The 15,363-nt window shown below is 62.2% G+C and carries 11 protein-coding genes; 7 read left to right on the top strand and 4 right to left on the bottom strand.

Annotated elements, in window-relative coordinates:
• Nucleotides 1–150: 150 nt before the first annotated feature.
• A complete protein-coding gene (locus tag CGK93_RS13125; RefSeq protein ID WP_089595219.1) occupies nt 151–2,250 on the top strand; it encodes a primosomal protein N' in 2,100 nt (699 codons plus the stop codon).
• Between the two features lie 7 nt (nt 2,251–2,257).
• Here the strand turns inward: CGK93_RS13125 and CGK93_RS13120 are convergent, their stop codons facing one another.
• The 4 genes from CGK93_RS13120 to CGK93_RS13105 are packed head-to-tail and all read right to left on the bottom strand — an operon-like array spanning nt 2,258 to nt 6,170.
• Complete coding sequence (locus CGK93_RS13120; protein ID WP_089595218.1) at nt 2,258–3,340, bottom strand: glycosyltransferase family 4 protein; 1,083 nt, start codon at nt 3,338–3,340, stop codon at nt 2,258–2,260.
• The gene (locus CGK93_RS13115; protein WP_089595217.1) at nt 3,337–4,281 is read right to left on the bottom strand and encodes an alpha/beta fold hydrolase; all 945 of its coding nucleotides are present in this window, start codon (nt 4,279–4,281) and stop codon (nt 3,337–3,339) included. The genes CGK93_RS13120 and CGK93_RS13115 overlap by 4 nt, the downstream gene beginning before the upstream one ends.
• A 10-nt stretch (nt 4,282–4,291) precedes the next feature.
• Entirely contained in the window at nt 4,292–5,173 is an 882-nt protein-coding gene (locus tag CGK93_RS13110) for an aldo/keto reductase (protein ID WP_089595216.1), read from the bottom strand.
• Nucleotides 5,174–5,207: 34 nt separating this feature from the next.
• Complete coding sequence (locus tag CGK93_RS13105) at nt 5,208–6,170, bottom strand: sugar-binding transcriptional regulator (RefSeq protein ID WP_089595215.1); 963 nt, start codon at nt 6,168–6,170, stop codon at nt 5,208–5,210.
• A 122-nt stretch (nt 6,171–6,292) separates the two neighbouring features.
• Here CGK93_RS13105 and CGK93_RS13100 point away from each other — a divergent pair, with 122 nt between their 5' ends.
• From CGK93_RS13100 to CGK93_RS24130, 6 genes are all read left to right on the top strand, one after another.
• Entirely contained in the window at nt 6,293–8,074 is a 1,782-nt protein-coding gene (locus CGK93_RS13100) for a glycerol-3-phosphate dehydrogenase/oxidase (protein WP_089595214.1), read from the top strand.
• Nucleotides 8,075–8,243: 169 nt separating this feature from the next.
• The gene (locus CGK93_RS13095; RefSeq protein ID WP_089595213.1) at nt 8,244–8,996 is read left to right on the top strand and encodes an MIP/aquaporin family protein; all 753 of its coding nucleotides are present in this window, start codon (nt 8,244–8,246) and stop codon (nt 8,994–8,996) included.
• A gap of 80 nt (nt 8,997–9,076) precedes the next feature.
• Nucleotides 9,077–10,591 carry a glycerol kinase GlpK gene (gene glpK / locus CGK93_RS13090; RefSeq protein ID WP_089595212.1) on the top strand — a complete coding sequence of 505 codons (1,515 nt, stop codon included), beginning with the start codon at nt 9,077–9,079 and terminating at the stop codon, nt 10,589–10,591.
• 292 nt (nt 10,592–10,883) lie between these two features.
• Entirely contained in the window at nt 10,884–13,412 is a 2,529-nt protein-coding gene (gene leuS, locus CGK93_RS13085; RefSeq protein ID WP_089597437.1) for a leucine--tRNA ligase, read from the top strand.
• 8 nt (nt 13,413–13,420) lie between these two features.
• Complete coding sequence (locus CGK93_RS13080) at nt 13,421–14,455, top strand: DegV family protein (protein WP_089595211.1); 1,035 nt, start codon at nt 13,421–13,423, stop codon at nt 14,453–14,455.
• A gap of 456 nt (nt 14,456–14,911) precedes the next feature.
• Nucleotides 14,912–15,349 (top strand): helix-hairpin-helix domain-containing protein, encoded by a 438-nt coding sequence (locus CGK93_RS24130; RefSeq protein WP_232481312.1) that lies wholly within the window; start codon nt 14,912–14,914, stop codon nt 15,347–15,349.
• Nucleotides 15,350–15,363: the final 14 nt, after the last annotated feature.

Here is a 15,363-nt window from a genome sequence, read left to right as displayed (position 1 = left end):
AACCAGGCGCGTCATCGCGGACGTTGTTGTTTTGTCAGTGGCCCATGATTGGCTGGTGCCAGAGAGATGCCCGCAGCGGGTCAATCCCGCTGCGGGCATTCCGGGTTAAGGCCCATGGTTGTTTTCCGCTGAGAGTTGGAGGTGAAGTACATGGCAGGACACGAGGCCCAGCCGTCGTTGCTTCAACCCTCACTGCTGCAGGGTTTTCCGGATCGTCTGCCGGTCAATGGTCCACCCCTTGCTCCTGAGAATCCCGTGGCGCGGGTGGTGCTTGAATCGTCCCTGCCCCACTTGGACCGGCCCTTCGACTACAGCGTTCCAGCCGAGCTCGCAGAGGTTGCTGCGCCCGGTGTCCGGGTAAAGGTCAAGTTCAATGGTCAGGAACTCAATGGCTACATCATTGAACGGCGTGCAGGCTCCGATGCTGCGGCGCCGCTGAGCACCCTGCACAAAGTGGTGTCACCGGTTGCTGTTTTGACCCCGGCGGTCACGGAATTGGCCGGCACCGTCGCAGCCAGATACGCCGGTACGTTGAGCGACGTCCTGAGGACCGCCGTCCCGCCAAGGGTTGCCAAGGTGGAGAAAGAACTGCTGGCGGGAGAACTGGACTCCGGCGTCAAAGAGCTCAAGCCGTTGACGGACGCCCACGCCTGGGGTTTGTACTCCAACGGGGCAGCGTATCTACAGCATCTTGCCGGCGGTGGTTCTCCCAAGGCTGTCCTCACGGCCCTTCAGGGGTTCGGTTCCAGCGGCTGGCCCACCCTGGTGGCTTCAGCCGTTGCCACGGTCAGGTCCTCGGGACGCGGTGCCGTGGTGGTGGTGCCCGACTACCGCGATCTTGAACAACTCGAGGATGCGCTGGCCAAGGTCCTGCCCTCCACTGACATTGCGCGGCTGACCGCAGATGACGGCCAGACACCCCGCTATAGAAGCTTTTTGCGCCTGCTCAGCGGCTCCGCCGGGGTGGCCATCGGTACCCGATCGGCAGCCTATGCACCCGTTCGGGATCTGGGCCTGGTGGTGTGCTGGGATGACGGTGACGATCTCCACATTGAGCAACGGGCACCGTACGCGCACACCCGGGAAGTTTTGCTGCTGCGTGCCGAGCAGGAGAACGCCGCGTGCCTCATGGCTTCCCATAGCCGCAGCACCGAGCTCCATCGTCTGGTCGAGATGCAGTGGGCCGTACCCATTGAAGCGCCACGAAACGTGGTGCGTTCGACTGTTCCGCGGGTCTTGAACACCGCCGACAGTTTCGAGCAGGAACGGGATCCCCTGGCACGGATCGCCCGTTTGCCGGGCTCGGCGTGGCGTGCGGCCAAGGAAGGCTTGGAGCGCGGGCCTGTCCTGGTCCAGGTGGCACGCGCCGGATATGCGCCGTCGCTGGTCTGCGAGACGTGCCGGGAACTGGCCCGCTGCAACGCCTGCCAAGGGCCGCTGGCGGTTTCCAGCGGCTCCGCCATACCTGCGTGCAGGTGGTGCTCCACACCGGCGCCCCAGTGGAGATGCACCCACTGCAGCGGAACCCGGCTGCGTCGTGGCGCAGTCGGCGTCATGCGCACCGCAGAGGAATTGGGCCGTGCGTTCCCTGGCAAGGCTGTGGTGACTTCCTCCGGTGAACACATCAAGGCAACAGTTCCCGATACTGCTGCCCTTGTGGTGGCAACCGTGGGAGCCGAGCCTGTGGCTCCAGGGGGCTATGCTGCCGCTCTGCTGTTGGACGGCAACTCGCTGCTCCGGAGGGAAAACCTCCGGGCGGGGGAGGACACCGTCAGGCGTTGGTTCAATGCCGCTGCCTTGGTCAAACCTGCCCACGAGGGGGGCCTCGTGGTGATCACGGCTGACGATACCGTCGCCACGGGTGCGCTGCTGCGCTGGGACGCGCCGGGCTTCGCATCACGGGAACTGGCGCTGAGGAAGGAACTCCATTTGCCCCCAGCGGTGCGGGTGGCGTCAATTACCGGTACCAGGGCCGACGTCGGGCATTTCGCGGATGCCTTTGAAGCTACCGCGACGTTGCCGTCGGGCAACAAGCTCCGGAAGGCCGGTCCTGCGCCGGTTCAGCTTTACCCAGGGGCCTCGCAGGGCGCCTCCAGCGAGGCAGATGAGGACGTCCGGACGTTGTATTTCCTGCCGTACGGCGACGCTGCGGAAGCCACGCGTGCCCTGCGGGCCGTGAAGGCTGCCAGCGCCGCCAAGCGCACGTCGGGTCCTGTACAACTTCGCCTGGACGGCGTGGACGTCCTCTAGGGGATCCCTAGGCCCGGCGTTTGCGCAGTGCCACGACTTCCTCGGCTGCAGCAAGCAGTTGCCGCGCCGACTCGTCCCAGGTGAATTCGGATGCCCGCTTAACGGACTGGCGGGAGCGCTGCTGCCAGAGAGCGTCGTCACCGAGCGCAGCCACAGCGGCGGCGAACTCCGTAGGTGATCCGGGGTCCACATAGCTGACAGCGTCTCCGCCCACTTCACGGAAGATCGGAATGTCGCTGGCAATGACAGGGGTTCCCAGTGCCATGGCCTCCACCAACGGCAAGCCATACCCCTCAGCGCGAGAGAGACTGACCAGGGCAGTTGCCCTCAGCAGCAGTTCGTCGTACTGGGCGTCGGTGACGCCGTTGTGGAACTGGACCTTGGCTCCGGTGGGAACCATAGCCTCAAGTTCAGACTGACGTTGCGGGGTGATGCGGCTGAGCAAGTGCAGGGTGTAATCGTGCAATCCGGCCATTCCCCGAATCATCGTCTCTACGTTCTTGTACGGCATGAACGAACCCATGTAGAGAAGGGTTTTATCTGCGCCGGAGCCAGGATCGCGCGGCGACTGACCTGGCTGAGGGGCATTGCCGACTATCCGAACGGGCCGTTTGGTCAGTTTGTATTTGGCCATCAACGCTTCAGTGGTTCGGCTGATGGTGGCCACGATATCCGCTCGGTTCAGCAGGAGACGCTGCGGCCAGTAGGCCTTGTGGTACAGCCTCCACAGCAAACGCACGGGTGCGGGCAGGAAGCCCGGGGGAGTCGGGTGTTCGTAGTAGATGAGGTCATGGAGGGTGAGCACCAGTCCGTACCGCCGCCCAAAGGTTCCCATGGTTTGCATGGGACACACCACAACATCAGCATTCAGGGGGTTGACCTTGCGGGCCACGAACAGCTCCAGCGGCGACAACGGACTGTTGACCATGACGTAGGGCACATCCGGTAGCAGCGCCAGTTGGCGCTTGTCGCTGATCAGCATGGTGACATCCGCGATCTTGGATGTGGCTGCTATGAGGCTTGAACCATAGCGGCTGATGCCATCGTGGTGGTCCGTTCTGGTAAAGCGGGCGTCGATGACAATTTTCACGCGGGATGTTCCTCCAGGAAGGTGCGGATTGCTTCTGCCGCCGGAACCGGCGTCTCGTAGTGGATCAAATGTCCGACGCCGGGAATGACTTCCAGCGTTGCGTCAGAAAGGCGCTCCATGAGTTTGTGCTGGTTGGGAAGCGTGGCTATCTCATCTTTTTCGCCGGCAATGAGGAGCACCGGGAGCGTTAATTGCTCAGCGACCTCAGCGACGTTTCCGGAAACCGACGCCTTGAAGGATTCCAGCAGGCTCTTCCTGTTGGCGAAGGCACTGAAGTAGGCGTCGTGCTGGCCGTGGATGAAGCGGCGCAATCCCTTGTCCTTGGTTTTGGCCATGGTGACGCTCATGACCCGGACAATCGCACGGTTGCGAAGCACCGCCAACCCCAGGCGGCGCGGGAGCTTTGCTGATGCTTGGTAGTACAGCACGGCCAGCTTGGTCATGATCCCCTTGGGGCCTTCCAGCGCCGGTGCCGCAATGGGATTGACCAAAATCAACGGGTAGATGGCGCCGGGATGTGCGGCGGCAAAGTGGCTGGCAATAATCGATCCGAAGGAATGGCCCAGCAGCACAGTCCTGGGCCCAAGATCCAACGCGGACATGAAGCTGGAGATGAACCTGACGTATCGTTCAACGCTGTGTTCACCATCGACGAACGGATCCGAGCTACCGAAGGCCGGCAGGTCCGGCATGATGATCCGCATTTCCGGAAGTTGGTCGGCCACCCGGAGCAACCCGTGGTGGTCTCCCCGGAATCCGTGGATCACCAGGATGGTACGGGTCTTGGGGGTGACGGTGACTGGTTCGTACGTCCAATACGCCACGTTGCTGCCGTCAATATCAACGTCCGATGCGACGGTCCGCCCTGGAAGGGTTTCGCTGAAGAACCTACCAGGGGCCTGCGTTCCTTCGGGGGAGTTCGCGGTGTCCACTTTTTCCATGCAGCTGTTCCTAATTCACGTTGTCCGGGTGCGACCCGGTTCGATGGTGCCGTTCAAGCCCTGCGATGCCGTCCATGTCCGTGGCGTCGAGGTCGAAATCGGAAATGGCGAAGTTCTCTTTGATGCGGCCTGCAGAGCTTGCTTTCGGGATGACCAGGTTCCCCAGCTGAAGATGCCAGCGGAGGATAACCTGCGCAGGAGTCCTGCCGTACTTTTCCGCCAGCCGGACGATGGCCGGATCTGCCAGTACCTGCCCTCTGCCCAGTGGACTCCACGCCTCAGTGCGGATACCGAGTTGTTCGTGCAAGGTGCGCAGCCTGGTCTGCTGCAACCAGGGGTGCAGTTCGATTTGGTTGACAGCCGGAACTACTTCCGCTTTCTGCATCAGCTCGTCAAGGTGGCCGGGCTGGAAGTTGGAAACACCAATGGCCCGGATTTTGCCCTCCCTGTACAAGGTCTCCATGGCTCTCCATGTCTCCACCAACAGTCCTCGTCCGGGACAGGGCCAGTGAATGAGGTAAAGATCCACATAGTCGAGGCCAAGGTTGGCCATGGAGGCGTCGAAGGCGCGGAGCGTGGCATCGTATCCATGGTCATCGTTCCAGACCTTCGTTGTCACAAACAGGTCCTCGCGGGCCAAGGCATGGACCGACTCGCCCGATCCGCCGGTGGCCCTGTTGGCTTCCGCGGCATCTCCTACAGCGCCGCCCAAGGCACGGCCAAGACCTAGTTCGTTGCCATACATCGCGGCTGTATCAAATCGCCGGTAGCCTTCACCCAACGCCGTGGATACCAGGGCTTCAGCATCCCTGGGGGGAACTTTATAGAGTCCGAAGCCCAGGCGATCCATCTGTACGCCATTGTTCAATGTCTGCCGGGCAGGGGATCTCATAAAAAAGACTCTACCCATTCCTTGCACGAATGCTTCAGGACTGGCCATTGAAACTGACGAGCCGCCGGGCTGAAGCTTCGTCCAAAATGAGGTCCGTAGCCAATCCGGCGGCCAGGGCCCCCTGAAGCCCATTGATCTTGGACGCGCCTGACACCACGCAAATACGGCGCCGAACCTGCCTCAGTTGTTCATGGCTGGGTCCCGTGGACCTTGCATTGAGGGTGATGCCGTCCGAGGATCCGTCACTCCTGAAAAAGACGGTGGCGACGTCGCCCACCACGTCATCGGCGGCCAGCATGGTGAGGTCGTGTTCATCGAGGTAACCGCCTGCATAGACGTGGCTGGGATAGTCCGAATCCACCGAGCCCACGCCGAAGATGGCGATGCTCATGCGTGCCTGCAGATCAAGAATGCGTTGAACGCTGCGCTCATTCCACATCGCCGTCTTGGTGGATGCATGATCAAAGAATGCCGGAACAGGGAACTGTTCAACCCTTGCACCGTAGGCACTGCCGAAACGGCGCATGATGTCGCTGGCGTAGGTGATGCCGGTGGTTTGCATGTTCCCGGCGCCGTTCAGCTGGACCACGATGCTGTCATGGGTGACCTTGCGGGTGAGGTGACGGCTGACGGCGCTGAGGGTAGCGCCCCAGGCAACTCCGATGATGGCGTTCGAATCGACCAGCGGCCCAATGGTGCGGGCAGCCTGCATGGCTACGCGGTCCAGGGTCTCTGCTTCGTTGAGCGTATCCAACACGGGAACCACATGGACATCCACCCCATATTGGTTCCGGATCTGGCTTTCCAGTTCGGGGCCGGTATCAAAAGGGCTCCTGATCTGGACCTGCACCAGGCCGGTTTCGCGTGCCGAGGACAGCAGCCGGGACACCGTGGATCGCGACGTTCTCAGCTCCCGGGCGATTGCGTCCATGGTCAGGTCCTGGAGGTAATACATCTGTGCAGCCCGGAGCGCATCCGAGTGACGTGATCGTGCCATCTCATTTCCTTTCTGCACGTTTGTGCAAATAGCTTGACTCCATTTTCCACCTTCGCAAGATTAGTGGTGAACGGTGCAGCAGCGAGTGGCGCGGCGCACGAACCAAGCCCAAGGGAGCAGTTTTGGGACACAACAGGATTTCCGGTACCTCACGGCACACACAGCGCGACTCCGTCGTTGCTCTGCAGGAGCGGCCCTCGGCCAAGGTACTCATCATCGGCGGCGGCATCAACGGCGTAGGAACGTTCCGCGACCTGGCCCTGCAAGGTGTGGATGTGGCGCTTGTTGAACGCGGCGACTACTGCCAAGGTGCCAGTGGTGCTTCCTCGCACATGATCCACGGCGGCATCCGCTACCTCGAAAATGGCGAGTTCCGCCTTGTCCAGGAATCCGTGGTGGAGCGCAACCGGCTTTTGCGCATTGCACCGCACTACGTCAAGCCGCTGCAGACCACCATCCCCATCTTCAGCACCTTCTCCGGAATCCTCTCCGCACCCATGCGTTTCCTCACGCACAAGCAGGGCAAGCCCAAGGAGCGCGGCGCATTCCTCATCAAAGTTGGCCTGAGCATGTATGACTTCTTCTCCCGTGACGGAGGAAGCGTGCCCCGCCACCAGTTCCGTGGAAGGACCCGGGCACTGGCCGAGCTTCCCAAGCTGCACTCGGGGATCAAGTACGCGGCAACCTACTTCGATGCTTCGGTGCACAACCCCGAACGCCTGACCCTCGATGTCCTCCAGGATGGCGAGAAGGCAGGCCTGGGCGGCGGCCTTCCCGGTGGAAGCGCCCGCGCCAGCAACTACGTCTCACTCGTTTCCATGGGCGCGGACGGGGTTCTCCTCCGCGATGAACTGACCGGCAAGGAATTCGAATTCCAAGCAGACGTCATCGTCAACACCACAGGCGCTTGGGTGGATCTCACCAACCAGGCCATGGGTGCCGTCAGCAAGTTCATGGGCGGAACCAAGGGCTCCCACATCGTCCTTGACCACCCGGAACTTCTTGCCGCCTGCAACGGCAGGGAAATCTTCTTCGAACACACTGATGGCCGGATCGTCCTCATCTACCCGATGGGTGACCGCGTCCTGGTGGGCACCACCGACGTCGACGCGGACATGTCCGAAGACGCCGTATGCACGGAAGAAGAGATCGACTACTTCTTCGACCTGGTAGGGCACGTGTTCCCCACCATCAAGGTGGAGCGGGACCAGATCGTCTACAGCTTCGCCGGCGTCCGTCCGCTGCCCCGCCATGACGAAACCCAGCCTGGCTTCGTCTCCAGGGACTACCGGATCGAGCGCAGCGTCCGCACCGGCGATGATGCGGTAGCCACGCCAGGCGGTAAGGCCGCCGTCGTACTCAGCTTGGTAGGCGGCAAGTGGACAACGTTCCGCGCCCTGGCCGAGCACATGACCAACGACGTCCTTCGTGAACTCGGCATGGAACGCAAAGTCTCGACGGCGAAACTCGCCATCGGCGGCGGTGCCGGCTTCCCTGCCACTGAACAGGGCGAACAGGAATGGATCAAGAAACACATGGGTCCGGGCCTGGACGCTGACCGGGTTGCCGGGCTGCTGACCCGGTACGGTACGCGGGCTGACGCGGTGATCGCGTACCTCAATGCAGGGCATGACCAGCCATTGCGGTCCACGCGTGAACTCAGCGTCCGTGAGCTGGAATTCATGGCCGAGCATGAGCAGATCGGGCACCTGGTGGATGTCCTTATCCGCAGGACATCCCTGGCGTTCCGTGGCTTGGTCACCGGTGAGCTGCTGAATGAGATTGCCGCAGCCTTGGCCGAACCGCTCGGGTGGGATGCTGCTGCCCGTGAAGCAGAAATCCGCCACGCCCAGGAAGTATTGCAGCGGTTCCACAAGGTTGACGTGCACAGTCTCGTAGCCTGAGCCCAAGCAGCGGAAACAGCTTGACCGTCCCAGCGTGCGGCTGGGGCGGAATGGGGTAGGTGGGCCCGACAGGGGACCACCACACCGGGACGGTTCCGGAGAGCGGAACCGTCCCAAACGGCCTCTTCACCCGCGAGGAGGCCGACAACAGAAAAATGAGGAGTCAAAGATGTCTCTTGGAATTGTTTTCCTTTCCGAAGTATTCGGAACCATGATGCTGACCCTGTTGGGTTGCGGCGTCGTGGCAAACGTTGCGCTCAAAGGCACCAAGGGCAACAACGCTGGATTCTTGATGGTGACGTGGGGCTGGGGTATTGCGGTCTTCGCGGGCGTTTTCGTGGCTGCAAAGTCGGGTGCACACCTGAACCCGGCCGTGACGTTGGGCCTGCTGGTCAACCAGAAAGCAGAATACGCCCCCGGCGTTCCCGTGGATTTCGCGTCCACCCTGACGTACTTCGGCGCTGAACTGCTGGGCGCCTTCCTGGGTGCGGTTGTCTGCTGGCTCGCGTACAAGCAGCACTTCGATGAAGAACCCCTGGCAGCCAACAAGCTGGGTACTTTCTCCACCGGTCCCGCCATCCGTTCCACCCCGTGGAACCTCGTCACCGAAATCATCGGCACGTTCGTCCTGGTCTTCGTCATCCTGACCTTCGGCGGCACCCCCTCAGGACTCGGCCCGCTGGCTGTTGCACTGCTCGTTGTTGGTATCGGCGTTTCCCTGGGTGGCCCCACCGGCTACGCCATCAACCCTGCTCGTGACCTCGGCCCCCGCATCGCGCACGCTCTCCTTCCCATCAAGGGCAAGGGCAGCAGCGACTGGGCCTACTCCTGGATCCCCATTGTTGGACCGCTGGTTGGCGGCGCACTTGCGGGCGTCGTAGCTCTGTGGGTTCCCGACATCATGCCTGCGATCGCCGGCTGATCCTGCCGTACTCAACCGCACACACCCTCAATCATCACTGAGTAACCAGCAACGACCAACACTAAGACAAGGACGTCACCATGAATCAATACGTCATCGCCATTGATCAGGGCACCACCAGCTCCCGCGCCATCGTGTTCGACCACTCAGGCAACATCGTCTCCACCGGCCAGATGGAACACGAGCAGATCTTCCCGCAGGCAGGCTGGGTTGAGCACAACCCCGCCGAAATCTGGAACAACACCCGGGAAGTTATTGCCTCTGCCCTGTCCAAGGCGAACCTGACACGGCACGACATCGCCGCCGTCGGAATCACCAACCAGCGTGAAACTGCTGTCGTTTGGGACAAGAACACCGGTGAAGCTGTCTACAACGCCATCGTCTGGCAGGACACCCGCACCCAGCCGATCGTGGACCAGTTGGCCCAGGACGGCGGGCTCGAACGCTTCAAGCAGAAGGTGGGCCTGCCGCTGGCTACCTACTTCTCCGGCACCAAGATCAAGTGGATCCTGGACAACGTCGACGGCGCCCGCGAACGTGCGGAAGCCGGGGACCTCCTGTTCGGCAACACCGACGCCTGGGTTCTGTGGAACCTGACCGGCGGTGTGGACGGCGGCGTCCATGTCACCGATGTCACCAACGCATCCCGAACCCTCTTCATGGACCTCGAGACGCTCCAATGGGACCAGGAAATCCTGGACGTCTTTGGCGTTCCGGCCTCCATGATGCCGGCCATCAAGTCCTCCTCCGAGGTCTACGGCCAGGTCCACACTTCGCAGCTCCTTCGCGAAACTCCGGTAGCGGGCATCCTGGGCGATCAGCAGGCGGCTACCTTCGGCCAGGCAGCCTTCCAGGCCGGCGAAGCGAAAAACACCTACGGCACAGGTTGCTTCCTGATCTTCAACACCGGCGAGGAGATTGTTCACTCCAAGAACGGCCTCCTCACCACGCTTGGATACAAGCTGGGCGACGCCAAGCCGCACTATGCCCTGGAAGGTTCCATCGCGGTCACCGGTTCCTTGATCCAGTGGCTCCGCGACAACCTGGGCATGATCAGCTCCGCTCCGGAAGTTGAGGAGTTGGCTGCGGGTGTTAAGGACAACGGTGGCGTCTACATCGTCCCTGCCTTCTCCGGACTGTTCGCACCGTACTGGCGCGCGGACGCCCGGGGCGCCATCGTCGGCCTGACCCGTTTCGCCAACAAGGGCCACATTGCCCGCGCTGCGCTGGAAGCAACCGCCTTCCAGACCCGCGAGGTGCTGGACGCCGTCAACGCGGACTCGGGTGTTCCGCTCACCGAGCTGAAGGTCGACGGCGGAATGGTCGCCAACGAGGCACTCATGCAGTTCCAGGCAGACATCCTGGGCGTACCTGTGGTCCGTCCGAAGGTAGTGGAAACCACGGCCCTCGGTGCTGCCTACGCGGCGGGCCTCGCCGTCGGATTCTGGAAGGACCTGGGTGAGCTCAGCGCCAACTGGAACGAAGACAAGCGTTGGGAGCCGCAACTGCCGGCAGAAGAGCAGGAGCGTCAGCTGCGGCTCTGGAAGAAGGCTGTAACGAAATCCATGGATTGGGTCGACGAAGACGTTAAGTAGTCATCTCTTGACAGAGGTTCCGGGGACTCCCGCCCGCCCGCTTCGCGGTGCCCACCACACCATGGCGGGGAGTCCCCGGAACCTCTTTCGGCGCACGGACGTCTGACACCCAGCCCGTGGGTTTGGTGGGGTAAGGTATTGGTATGCGTGCGATCCTTCTGCTTAGCTAGCCGCCCGGCTTTTATTAGCCGTGCGGCCGCCCCTCCATTGTTGAGGGGCTTTTGTGTGTCCGGGGCTATCCGGGACCGCAGCAGGAGGCAAAACCGCCATCGAAGAACAGAAGAGGGCAGCAGTGAGCGTTCAGCCGGAGACAGAGACCGGAACAGCACAGACAGCCGCAGCTGAAGCGCCTGAAGAGGGCGTTTACAGCTTCGCTGCGATGGAAGCCAAGTGGCCGCAAGTCTGGGAAGACCTCAAAGTCTTCACGCCTGCCGACGACGGTTCGCGGGAACGCCGCTACGTGCTGGACATGTTCCCCTACCCTTCCGGCGACCTTCACATGGGCCACGCCGAAGCATTCGCGATGGGCGACGTGGTGGCGCGCTACCTGCGCCAGAAGGGCTTCGACGTCCTGCACCCCATTGGTTGGGACTCTTTCGGCCTCCCCGCTGAGAACGCTGCCATCAAGCGCAACGCCCACCCCAGCGAGTGGACCTACGCGAACATCGACACCCAGGCGGCGTCGTTCAAGCGCTATGCCATCTCCGCTGACTGGTCCCGGCGCATTCACACCTCTGATCCCGAGTATTACCGGTGGACCCAATGGCTGTTTAAGCGCTTCTACGAGCGTGGCCTGGCCTACCGCAAGGATTCGCCGGTCAACTGGTGCCCCAAGGACCTGACCGTCCTGGCGAACGAACAGGTTGTCAACGGCGCCTGTGAACGCTGCGGCACCCCCGTCACGAAGAAGTCCCTGAATCAGTGGTACTTCAAGATCACCGACTACGCAGACCGCTTGCTGGAGGATATGGACCAGCTGCAAGGCCACTGGCCCGAGCGTGTCCTGGCCATGCAACGCAACTGGATCGGCCGCTCTGAAGGCGCGCACGTGCGATTCGTCATCGAAGCCACGGAAGAGCGTGCCGAGCGCGAAGTCACCGTGTTCACTACCCGTCCTGACACTCTCTATGGCGCAACGTTCTTCGTTGTTGCAGCAGATGCGCACCTGGCGCTGGACCTGGTGACTCCGGAACAGCACGACGAACTCATGGCGTACCGCGAGAAAGTGAAGGCGCTCTCTGAGATTGAGCGCCAGTCCACCGAACGCGAGAAGACCGGCGTCTTCACCGGCCGTTACGCCATCAACCCGCTCAACGGCGAGAAGCTCCCTGTATGGGCCGCTGACTACGTGCTGGCCGATTACGGCACGGGTGCCATCATGGCCGTTCCTGCGCATGACCAACGCGACCTCGACTTCGCCAAGGCCTTCAACCTGCCCGTCCGGGCAGTGTTGGAAACAGGCGCCGAAGACCCCGCAGAGACCGGCGTGGCCACTGCCGGCGAAGGCACACTGAAGAACTCCGGCGATCTGGACGGCTTGTCCAAGTCCGAGGGCATTCCGGCCGCGATCGAGATCCTCGAGAAGCTCGGAACCGGCGAGAAATTCGTCAACTTCCGTTTGCGTGACTGGCTGCTGAGCCGCCAGCGTTTCTGGGGTACCCCCATCCCCATCATCCACTGCGGTGAATGTGGAGAAGTGCCCGTTCCCGATGACCAGCTCCCCGTCAGGTTGCCCGATAACCTGCGGGGTGAGGCATTGTCGCCGAAGGGGACCTCCCCGTTGGCCGCCGCCGTTGAGTGGGTCAACGTTGAGTGCCCCAACTGTGGACGTGCCGCACAGCGCGATACCGACACCATGGACACGTTCGTGGACTCGTCCTGGTACTTCCTGCGCTTCGTGTCGCCGGACTACACTGAGGGCCCGTTCGATCCTGAAAAGATCAACAACTGGATGCCGGTCGGACAGTACGTAGGTGGCGTTGAGCACGCCATCCTGCACCTGCTGTACGCGCGCTTCTTCACCAAGGTCATCAAGGACATTGGATTGATCGAAGCCAACGAACCGTTCTCAGCTCTGCTTAACCAGGGCCAGGTGCTCAATGGCGGCAAAGCCATGAGTAAGTCCTTGGGCAACGGTGTGGACCTCGGAGAGCAGCTGGACAAGTTCGGCGTCGATGCCGTGCGCCTCACCATGGTCTTTGCCTCCCCACCGGAAGACGACGTCGACTGGGCGGACGTTTCGCCGTCGGGTTCTGCAAAGTTCCTGGCCCGGGCCTGGCGGCTTGGCCAGGACGTCAGCAGCGAGCCGGGTGTAGATCCCGCAACCGGTGATCGCGCCCTGCGGACGGTCACGCACAAGACCATCGCCGACGCCGCTGAACTGTTGGACAACAACAAGTTCAACGTTGTGGTGGCTCGTCTGATGGAGTTGGTCAACGCTACCCGCAAGACCATCGACTCGGGTGCAGGTTCAGCAGATCCAGCCGTTCGTGAAGCAGTGGAAGCCGTTGCAGTGATCCTGAGCCTGTTTGCTCCGTACACAGCCGAGGACCTGTGGAACACGCTGGGTCACCCTGCCTCCGTAGCGAATGCAGGCTGGCCGAAGCACGACGACGCATTGCTGGTGCAGGACACCGTCACCGCTGTGGTTCAGGTCCAGGGCAAGGTTCGCGATCGCTTGGAAGTTTCGCCGGACATCACCGAGGACGCTTTGCGTGAACTCGCGCTGGCCTCGGAAAACGTCCAACGCGCCATGGACGGTCGCGGCATCCGCACCGTGATCGTCCGGGCACCTAAACTGGTGAACATCGTCCCCGCCTAGCAGGGACAGTGCGGCCGCTGGCACTGCGCCGGCGGCCGGCCATCATCTTTGGAGGTTGCGTGCCTGAGCGAGAACCACCCGCATGGATATGGCTCAAGGAAAGAGTGGCGCGCCTCAGGCAGCCTACGGCGCCGGTTCCAGCAGCTGACGTGCCGCTGGCCGCCGTCGTCAAGACAGCTGTCGTCACTGATTCGGCGGCCGCGCTTCCCACGGACTGGGTCTCGGCTTTTACCGCCGACGGACGGCTTGCTGTTGTTCCCATGCCCGTCATGGTGGGGAACGAAATTTACGGCGAAGGCGAAGACGACATCACCCAGACGTTGTCGCTGGCCCTCGCCTCGGGTGCCTCTGTGAAAACGTCGCGGCCATCACCCGGGCAATTTGAGCAGGCCTACCTCGCTGCCCAGCGTCGCGGTTTCGAGTCAGTGGTGTCCATCCACATCTCATCAGAGCTCTCCGGAACCGCCGATGCTGCACGGCTGGCTGCAGCCCGCGTCAGCATTCCCGTGGAAGTGGTGGACTCCCGCACAGTGGGCATGGCGCAGGGCATGGGGGTCCAAAGTGCGGTGGTTGCCGCTGCCGATGGGCAGGAGGCTGCAGAAGTCCGTGGCTTCGCTGAGCGGCGCATGGAGCGCACCAAGGTCTACTTCTACGTGCCCAGCCTTGAACAGCTACGTCGTGGTGGGCGCATCGGTGCCGCAGCGTCCTTGTTGGGTACAGTCCTCGCCATCAAGCCCATTTTGGCGGTCGACGGCGGCAGGATCGTTCCGCTGGAAAAGGTCCGTTCCGCTGTGCGCGCGGTTGCCCGTCTCGAGGAGATCGTTGCAGCGGATGTGGCCTCCCGCCCAGCTGGCCAGCCGCGGTTGGCAGTTCACCACTTTGGCAACCAGTTGGAGGCCGAAGCCTTGGCTGCCCGCCTGAATGAAATGTGCCCCGACTGTCCGGCACCTCAAATCAGCGCGCTCCCGGCCGTCCTGGCGGCCCATGCCGGCTTAGGCGTTCTGGCTGTCATCGTGGGGGAGAGCAGCACGCCGACGGACTGATTGTCCCTCTTATCCACATAGCGCCTTTGGCCCCGGCTGTCATCGGATTGCCGGCAATAGGCTCGTTGTATGCCACGCCGGAACCGGGATGCCTCCCCAGACGCCGCAGCGCAGGCGGCACGGCAGCGCTTTACCGCCAGATTGGCCGGAGACATCCGGACTTCTCCGCTGCTGGAGTTACCGGACAACTATCCTTCTGAGCCAGTGAGCGACGATGAAGAGCCCGGAGAACTGGTTCGAAGGTCCCGTCTTCGATGGCGTGCTCCTTGGCGCGTAGCTGTACTCCTGGCCATAGTAGGGGCGAGCCTCATCTCATGGCATCTATGGCAGTTTTCCCTGGGCCAGCCAACATCAGAACCGTTTGATCCTTCCACGTCTGTTGGTCCCGTTGTTCCGGATTCGTCAGAATCGCCGCAAGCAATGGGGTCGGAAGCTAACGGGAGCCTGCTTGTTCACGTGGCTGGGGCCGTACAGACGCCCGGCGTCGTAACCCTGCCGCTGGGTAGCCGCGTCTTCCAAGCCATTGAGGCTGCCGGGGGTGCAGCGCCAAACGCCGAACTCGGCGGGCTGAACCTCGCTGAGGTGCTCAACGATGGAGCCAAGGTCATCGTTCCAGTAGCGGGGGAGGCCCCGCAAGCCTCCCCGTCTTCGCCGGCCGGCAGTACTGGCACAGGCAGTTCCAGCGGCGGGGCTGCGAAGGTCAACATCAACACTGCCACCTTGGAGGAGTTGGGGACGTTGCCCCGAGTGGGGCCGGTGACCGCCCAGCGAATTTTGGACTGGCGGAAAGAGCACGGACCGTTTGCGTCGGTGGACGAACTGGATGCCATTGACGGGATTGGACCAAAGCTCATGGAGTCCCTCAAAGACCTTGTGACGGTGCAGGGTGGCTGAGTCGCCCGGAGGTC

Source organism: Arthrobacter sp. YN, from assembly GCF_002224285.1.
GTDB lineage: Bacteria > Actinomycetota > Actinomycetes > Actinomycetales > Micrococcaceae > Arthrobacter.
Note: the sequence above shows the minus strand (reverse complement) of the source record. Positions and strands in the feature narration are given on the sequence as shown.